The organism is Achromobacter sp. 01N37 (genome assembly GCF_056399725.1).
In genome coordinates this window covers 237,517-244,321 of sequence record NZ_JBFTRX010000008.1, presented here as the reverse complement: position 1 = coordinate 244,321, position 6,805 = coordinate 237,517, and the positions used below count along the sequence as shown (strand labels likewise).

Annotated in this window: 6 protein-coding genes and 1 pseudogene; 5 read left to right on the top strand and 2 right to left on the bottom strand. The window is 62.9% G+C overall.

The window, feature by feature from the left end; translation table 11 throughout:
• The 4 genes and pseudogenes from AC1DSJ_RS19010 to AC1DSJ_RS18995 form a co-directional block, all read left to right on the top strand.
• Positions 1-228, top strand: a pseudogene (locus tag AC1DSJ_RS19010) (carbohydrate ABC transporter permease); the annotation flags it as partial.
• Between the two features lie 12 nt (positions 229-240).
• Entirely contained in the window at positions 241-549 is a 309-nt protein-coding gene (locus tag AC1DSJ_RS19005; RefSeq protein ID WP_054421715.1) for a DUF2160 domain-containing protein, read from the top strand.
• 87 nt (positions 550-636) lie between these two features.
• On the top strand, positions 637-2,367 hold the full coding sequence (locus AC1DSJ_RS19000; protein ID WP_476760368.1) for an ABC transporter substrate-binding protein: 1,731 nt from the start codon (positions 637-639) through the stop codon (positions 2,365-2,367).
• Between the two features lie 206 nt (positions 2,368-2,573).
• On the top strand, positions 2,574-3,542 hold the full coding sequence (locus AC1DSJ_RS18995) for an alpha/beta hydrolase family protein (RefSeq protein WP_441370995.1): 969 nt from the start codon (positions 2,574-2,576) through the stop codon (positions 3,540-3,542).
• Positions 3,543-3,636: 94 nt separating this feature from the next.
• On the opposite strand, the gene AC1DSJ_RS18990 is transcribed toward AC1DSJ_RS18995, so the two are convergent.
• Positions 3,637-4,533 carry an NAD(P)/FAD-dependent oxidoreductase gene (locus tag AC1DSJ_RS18990; RefSeq protein WP_476760367.1) on the bottom strand — a complete coding sequence of 299 codons (897 nt, stop codon included), beginning with the start codon at positions 4,531-4,533 and terminating at the stop codon, positions 3,637-3,639.
• A gap of 237 nt (positions 4,534-4,770) precedes the next feature.
• On the opposite strand from AC1DSJ_RS18990, the gene AC1DSJ_RS18985 reads away from it, so the two are divergent.
• The gene (locus AC1DSJ_RS18985; RefSeq protein WP_175169056.1) at positions 4,771-5,898 is read left to right on the top strand and encodes an acyl-CoA dehydrogenase family protein; all 1,128 of its coding nucleotides are present in this window, start codon (positions 4,771-4,773) and stop codon (positions 5,896-5,898) included.
• Position 5,899: 1 nt separating this feature from the next.
• On the opposite strand, the gene AC1DSJ_RS18980 is transcribed toward AC1DSJ_RS18985, so the two are convergent.
• The gene (locus AC1DSJ_RS18980) at positions 5,900-6,790 is read right to left on the bottom strand and encodes a tetratricopeptide repeat protein (protein WP_441370997.1); all 891 of its coding nucleotides are present in this window, start codon (positions 6,788-6,790) and stop codon (positions 5,900-5,902) included.
• Positions 6,791-6,805: the final 15 nt, after the last annotated feature.

Here is a 6,805-nt window from a genome sequence, read left to right as displayed (position 1 = left end):
GCCTTCTTCTGCTTCATGTTCAGCTGGGTGGAACTGCTGCTGGCGCGCACGCTCACGTCGGTGAACGCCAAGCCCATCGTCGCCACCATGACCCGAACCGTGTCGGCCTCCGGCATGGACTGGGGCGTGCTGGCGGCGGCCGGCGTGTTGACCATCGTGCCGGGCGGCATCGTCATCTGGTTCGTGCGGCACTACATCGCGAAAGGTTTCGCGATGGGCCGCGTGTAGAGGGGGCGCGACATGTTCAGCTGGATGGTATGGACCACCCCCGTCGCCGTGTTCTTTTCGTGCATCGTGCTGATGCTGATCGGCATGACGGTCTGGGAATTGAAGTCGCCCACGGTTGAGCGCAAGGGCTTTCTGCCGTTGCGCACCACGCGCGGCGACCGGCTGTTCATCGGCTTGATGGCCGCAGCCTGGCTCAACCTGGCGTTTCTCGGGTTTGGTCAGAAAGCGGTGGAATGGTTTTCGCTGGACGAGCCGCCATCGGTATGGATCAGCTTCGTGCTGTCCATGTTGCTGCTGGCCTTCATCATGAGAAAAGGCTGAAGGGGATCAGGAAGGACTACGGCCCGTATCTTCCCCGGCCAGGGGTCCGCAGCAAAAGATGGGGAAGGACATTCGAGGAGACAGGTCATGAAAATGCGCATGCACGCCGTGGCGGCCGCTATCGCCCTGATCGGAACGTCAGGGGCGTGGGCGGGCGAGCCCGAAGCGAAGAAGTGGGTAGATGCTGAGTTCCAGCCATCCACGCTATCCAAAGACCAGCAGATGGCCGAGATGAAATGGTTCATGGACGCCGCCGCCAAGCTGAAGGCCAAGGGCGTCAACGAAATCAGTGTGGTGTCGGAAACCATCACCACGCACGAGTACGAATCGAAAACGCTGGCCAAGGCGTTCAGTGAAATCACCGGCATCAAGGTCAACCACGATCTCATCCAGGAAGGCGACGTCGTTGAAAAGTTGCAGACGTCCATGCAGTCCGGCAAGTCCATCTACGACGGCTGGATCTCGGACTCGGATCTGATCGGCACCCACTACCGCTACGGCGCCATCCTTCCGCTGTCCGACTACATGGCCGGGGCGGGCAAGGAATGGACCAACCCCAACCTGGACATCAAGGACTTCATCGGCACCAAGTTCACCACCGCACCGGACGGCAAGCTGTACCAGCTGCCCGACCAGCAGTTCGCCAACGTCTACTGGTTCCGCGCCGACTGGTTCGCCCGCCAGGACCTGAAAGACAAGTTCAAGGCCAAGTACGGCTAYGACCTGGGCGTGCCAACCAACTGGTCCGCSTACGARGACATYGCCRACTTCTTCTCCAAYGAYGTCAAGGACMTCGACGGCAAGAAGGTCTACGGCCACATGGACTACGGCAAGAARGAYCCGTCGCTGGGCTGGCGCTTTACCGACGCGTGGCTGTCGATGGCCGGCGCTGCCGACAAGGGCCTGCCCAACGGTATGCCGGTAGACGATTGGGGTATTCGTGTCGCCGACGACAAGTGCACGCCGGTGGGCGCATCGGTGTCGCGCGGSGGCGCCACCAACAGCCCGGCCGCSGTCTACGCCCTGACCAAGTACATCGACTGGATGAAGAAGTACGCGCCCCAGCAGGCGATGGGCATGACGTTCTCGGAGTCTGGCCCCGTGCCGGCCCAAGGGCAGATTGCGCAGCAGATCTTCTGGTACACGGCATTCACCGCCGACATGACCAAGAAGGGCCTGCCGGTTGTGAACGATGACGGCACGCCGAAGTGGCGCATGGCCCCGTCGCCTTACGGCCCGTACTGGAAGGACGGCATGCAGAACGGCTATCAGGACGTGGGCTCGTGGACGTTCTTCAAGTCCACCAACCCCGACAAGATGGCTGCCGCCTGGCTGTACGCGCAGTTCGTCACGTCGAAATCGGTGTCGTTGAAGAAGTCCATTACCGGGCTGACCTTCATTCGTGACAGCGACATCAATAGCGACTTCTTCACCAAGAACGCGGCCAACTACGGCGGCCTGATCGAGTTCTATCGCAGCCCGGCCCGCGTGGCCTGGACGCCCACCGGCAACAACGTGCCCGACTACCCGAAGCTGGCGCAACTGTGGTGGAAGAACGTAGCCACCGCCGTCACGGGCGAAAAGACCCCGCAGGCCGCCATGGACAACCTGGCCAATGAAATGGATCAGGTAATGGCGCGCCTGGAGCGCGCCGGCATGGCGCAATGCGCGCCGAAGCTCAATGCCAAGAGCGACCCCAGCAAGTGGCTGTCGGACCAGCATGCACCGTGGAAGAAGCTGGCGAATGAGAAGCCCAAGGGCGAAACCATTCCGTATGAAAAGCTGCTGGCGGCTTGGAAGGAGGGCAAGGTGCGGTAAGCGGGTATCGGGTATCGGGTACCGGTATCCGGTATCGGGTATCCCCAACCCGTAATCCGTTATCGGTAGTCGGTAATCGGTAATCGGGTATCCCCAACCCGGCGCTGCGGCAACGCAGCGCCTTTTTTATTCCGGTTTTTTCGGGTGGCGGCGATGGGATAATGCCGGCTTTCCTGCTTTGCCTCTTCGCGGAATTTCCATTCAGCATGTCCACGCATCTTCTTGGCCGTATCAGTGCAGCCGCCGTTTTTGGCCTGGCGATGGCGTCGTCGCACGCCGCCGGTTTTCAACGTTTGAACATTTCCATGGACATGAATGGCCCCGGGCTGACCGGCGCCATCTGGTATCCGTGCGCCACGCCCGTCACGGATATCAAGGTGGGCGCCGCGACGATACCCGGCGTGTTGAATTGCCCGGTGCCGGACGGCCGGCATCCGTTGATCGTGATCTCGCACGGCTCGGCGGGCTCGTTCCTGAGCCATCACGACACCGCGGCCGCGCTGGCGAACGCGGGCTTTGTGGTGGCGGTAATCAATCATGTCGGCGACAACGCGCAAGACCGGTCGCGCCAGGGGTATCTGTCGATTTTCTCGACGCGGCCTCGTGAAATGCGGCGCTTGCTTGACTACATGACGACAGCGTGGCCGCAGCAGGCGAAGGTGGACTCGACGAAGATTGGCGTCTTCGGCTTTTCGCGCGGCGGCTATACCGGGCTGGTGCTGGCGGGCGCCAAGCCGGATTTCCAGGCGGGGCTGGCCGTGTGCCAGGATGCGCCCACGCTGCCGATGTGCCGTGACATCGCCAGCGGAAAAATTCCGCAGCAGCCCTATGTGCAAGACGCACGCATCAAGGCGGCGGTGATTGCCGACCCGTTGAACGCGTTTCCGGGCGATGCCTTGAAAGCCGTGAAGATTCCCGTGCAGTTGTGGGCGTCGGAGCAGGGCGGTGATGGTGTGACGCCCGCCCGTGTGGAAGCGGTGCGTCAGGCGTTGCCTGCCGCGCCGGATTTCCAGGTGGCACAAGGTGCGGGGCATTTCGCTTTTCTGGCGCCGTGCTCGCCTGAGCAGGCGCAGTCGTCGCCTGCCATCTGCCAGGACGCGGCGGGGTTCGACCGCCCGCAGTTCCATCACGACTTCAACGCCAAAGTCGTTGAATTCTTCAAAGCGAATCTATAGCGAAGGCGTGTTGGCCATTCGCCTGTTTGCGACTCGCCAATCGCGATTTGCCGACTCCTAATTCGCCAGGGCAAATTCGTTTTTGCCCAATTTCCTATTCCATCACCAGCGATCGGTGCACGCATACGCCCGCCATGACGCCCGAGGCGCTGGCGAGTGTGGCGTTGCTCATCGGAATGGCGGCGTCGCCTGCGGCATAGACGTTGGGAATCGATGTTTGCCGCAGCTCATCCACCCGGATCAACGGCCCGAGCGGCCCGTGGTTGAATGCGCAGCCCAGCTGCATGGCCAAGGGGCTGGCCATGTGCGTCTTGCTGGCGACAAACAGCGCGTGGATCGCCATGCGCCGCCCATCGGCAAGTTTGACCGCATCCAGCGCCGGGGCCGTGCCCATCAATTCCACAATGGGCGTGCGTTCAATGCGCACGCCGCGTTTTTCCAGCAGGGCGGCTTGCTCCGCATCTGGTTCAAATTCGCCCTGCGTGAAGTAAGTGGTGGGGCCCCAATCCGGCAGCAGCATGGCCTGGTGCGCCGACAGCGGGTGCGYCGCCATCACGCCCAGCGGGCTGCCCGCGACTTCATAGCCGTGGCAGTAGGGGCAGTGCAAGACGGTCAGGCCCCAGCGTTCCTGCAAGCCCGCAAGCGCCGGCAATTCATCACGCAAGCCCGTCGCCAGAATCAGGCGCTTGCCTTGAACCTCCTGTCCGTCTTCGATAGACACGCGCAACAGGCCCGCGTCTTCGCGCGCCTTGACCGCCTGGCCGTCCAGAAACTTGACGGTGGGGTACTGCCCCAGCTGCTCGCGCGCTTCTCGCACGATCTCATACGGCGCCTTGCCGTCCTGGCCCAGAAATCCGTGTGAATGCGCAGCGTACCGGTTGCGCGGCAAACCGCCGTCGATCAGCAGAATGCGCCGTCTGGCGCGAGCCAATTGCATGGCGGCGGACAGGCCGGCAAAGCTGCCGCCCACGATGATGGCGTCGTAGGTCATCTGAAAATCTCCTTCAGCGGTTATCAAGATACTTGGTAAGTTGCATGATAAATCGAAGGCGGGAATTCACGCAACTTATGTTGTTCTTTATTGGTGGATGCCGGGATGTCGCACGCACCATCGGGCGGTGTATTCTCGATTCCGTGCCACGTTCGCCAACCCGCCGCGGCCGTGCAAAACAAAGCGGGCGGCGCCGATCCCGCGCCAGCCCGCTCTCGCATCTCAGGAGACAAAAACATGTTGTTGACGGAAGAACAGCTCAGCATTCAGGAAATGGCCCGCCGCTTCGCGACGGAACGTCTGGCGCCTAACTCCGAACGCTGGGACCGAGACCACCACTATCCCGCCGACGCCATTCAAGAGATGGCGCAGCTGGGGTTCTTCGGCATGCTGGTGCCGGAAGAATGGGACGGCAACGCCAGCGGCTATGTGTCGTACGCGGTGGCGCTGGAGGAAATTGCCGCCGGTAACGGCGCGTGTTCCACCATCATGAGCGTGCATAACTCAGTGGCCTGCATGCCTATCCTGAAGTTCGGCACCGATGCGCAGAAGGACCAGTTCCTGCGTCCGTTGGCCACCGGCGAACACATTGGCGGCTTCGCGTTGACGGAACCGCAAGCCGGGTCGGACGCCAGCAGCCTGCGCACGCGCGCGCGCCGCGATGGCGACGACTACATCCTGAACGGCGCCAAGCAGTTCATCACGTCAGGCAAAAGCGGCCAGACGGTGATTGTGTTCGCCGTGACCGACCCGGACGCGGGCAAGCGCGGCATTTCCGCCTTCATCGTGCCAACCGACACGCCGGGCTATCAGGTGCTGCGCGTGGAAGACAAGCTGGGGCAGCACGCCTCGGACACGTGCCAGATCGCGTTTGAAGACATGCGCATTCCCGCCGCTTACCGGCTGGGCGCAGAAGGCGAGGGCTACAAGATCGCCTTGGGCAATCTTGAAGGCGGGCGCATCGGCATTGCGTCGCAATCGGTGGGCATGGCGCGCGCGGCGTTTGAATGCGCCCGCGACTACGCGCGCGACCGGCAGGCCTTTGGCAAACCCATCATGGAGCACCAGGCGGTGGCGTTCCGTCTGGCGGACATGGCGACGCAGATTCACGCCGCGCGTCAGATGGTGCTGCATGCGGCGGCGCTGCGCGAAGCGGGCCGGCCGGCCTTGACCGAGGCGTCGATGGCCAAGCTCTTCGCCTCCGAAATGGCCGAGAAGGTGTGCTCGGCCGCGATCCAGACGCTGGGCGGCTATGGCTACCTGAAGGACTTTCCGGTGGAGCGTATTTACCGCGATGTGCGTGTGTGCCAGATCTACGAAGGCACCAGCGATATTCAGCGTCTGGTGATTGCGCGGGCGCTGTAAATCACTGCGCTAGCTCGCGGTCCCAATACGCCAGATGCTCTTTCCAATCTGGGCGGTTCATGGCGTGCAGCTGATTCAGGATGCGCGTGGCGGCATCGCGCTGGCCCAGGTGCAGGTGCGCCTTGATCAGGTTATTGCCAACCGGCAGCCCGTGCGCTTCGGCCACAAAGTGCGGGCCCGCCAGTTCCAGGATCTCGGCAATGCATCCGGCGTTGCCGAGGTCTCCGCTCATTTGCATCAGCAGGTCGCCCGGCACGGGTTGCCCCGCGCGCGATAGCGATTCGCGATACAGCGCGAGGGCGCCCGCCGTGTTGTGCGAACCCAATTCGCCGCGCGCAAGCCACAGCTGCGCGCGCCAGCTCTGGGGCAGCGCAGCGACCTTGCGCATGGCGGTGATGCCCGCCGCGTCGCCGCCCACGTCGCGGTGGATGGCCTCGTACCAGCCCAGTCCGTTGTCCTGGTTCGGGTCCAGTTGCAGCGCGCGCCACAGCGTGTCGAGCGTCTTGGCGTCGTCATCGCGCTCGGCATGAACCTTGGCCAGATTCGTCAGCACGATGCCCGTCTCGCCATGCTGCGCGCAGAAGTCCAGCAGCACGCGTTCGCAGTCGTCCAGGCGGCCCAGCTTCATGTAGACGATGGCTTGCAGCACGATCGCGCGTTCGGGGTTGGCGTCCAGTTCCACCAGCCGTTCGGCGGGGCGGACCATTTCCTCGAAGAAGCCGTCGTTCAACGACTGGATGATCAGGCCGGCCAATTGATCGGCATCGTTCCAGTTCTGCTGGATGGCGCCGACCAGCACGTTGTCGCGCCATTGTTCGCGGGTGACGAGGATCTCGCGGCCATCGGCATCAAAAGCGCGGATCATCTGGGGGGTGTCGGGGTGGGAGCTCATGCGGGGGGACCGTGG

What these genes read in the sequence shown, in the direction of transcription:
- AC1DSJ_RS19005 (WP_054421715.1), top strand. Translation starts at nt 241, where the DNA reads ATGTTCAGCTGGATGGTATGGACCACCCCCGTCGCCGTGTTCTTTTCG.
- AC1DSJ_RS18995 (WP_441370995.1), top strand. Translation starts at nt 2,574, where the DNA reads ATGTCCACGCATCTTCTTGGCCGTATCAGTGCAGCCGCCGTTTTTGGC.
- AC1DSJ_RS18985 (WP_175169056.1), top strand. Translation starts at nt 4,771, where the DNA reads ATGTTGTTGACGGAAGAACAGCTCAGCATTCAGGAAATGGCCCGCCGC.
- AC1DSJ_RS18980 (WP_441370997.1), bottom strand. Translation starts at nt 6,790, where the DNA reads ATGAGCTCCCACCCCGACACCCCCCAGATGATCCGCGCTTTTGATGCC.